Below are 708 nucleotides of genomic sequence, written 5' to 3' on the forward strand. Positions count from 1 at the left end.
GCCATCCTTTGTTATTTTTAGCTAGGGAAATTATGACTCAACAAGATATTAAACTGATTGCGTTCGATCTGGATGGCACATTGTTGGACAGCGTACCTGATTTGGCCGTTGCTGCAGACCAAGCGGTACAAGCTTTGGGTTACCCTGCAGTATCGGAAGAGCAAGTACGTGATTACGTAGGTAACGGTGCTGACGTCCTGATTGGTCGCGCGCTAAGCCAAAGCATGACCATCAGTAGCGATCTTAGTGAAGAGCTGCGTGCAAAAGGACGCGAGCTGTTTGATGACTTTTACGCGCAAAGCGGTCATCAGCTGAGCCATCTTTACCCAACAGTAAAAGAGACGCTAGAAGAGCTACATCAGGCAGGCTTTACGATGGCGCTTGTAACGAACAAACCATCGAAGTTTGTTCCAGAAATTCTAGAGCAACATGGCATCGCAAAATACTTTGTGGACGTATTGGGTGGTGATGCATTCCCTGAGAAAAAACCAAATCCAGTCGCACTGAACTGGTTGATGGAAAAACATCAGGTGAAAGCGAGCGAAATGCTGATGGTTGGCGACTCGAAGAATGACATCCTTGCGGCGAAAAACGCAGGTTGTGCTTCGTTTGGTTTAACATACGGTTACAACCATGGTGAGCCTATTTCAGCTTCAAACCCAGATTTTGTCGCAGACAGTTTATCTGAATTATTGGAAGTAGTAACCG

The 708-nt window shown here is 46.2% G+C and carries 1 protein-coding gene; it reads left to right on the forward strand.

Translation table 11 applies throughout. From position 1 onward, the window contains the following. Positions 1 to 32: 32 nt before the first annotated feature. A partial coding sequence (locus tag R7190_RS27475) for a phosphoglycolate phosphatase (RefSeq protein ID WP_318137882.1) occupies positions 33 to 708 on the forward strand: 676 nt, incomplete at its 3' end.

This window comes from Vibrio sp. 1078-1, assembly GCF_033340475.1.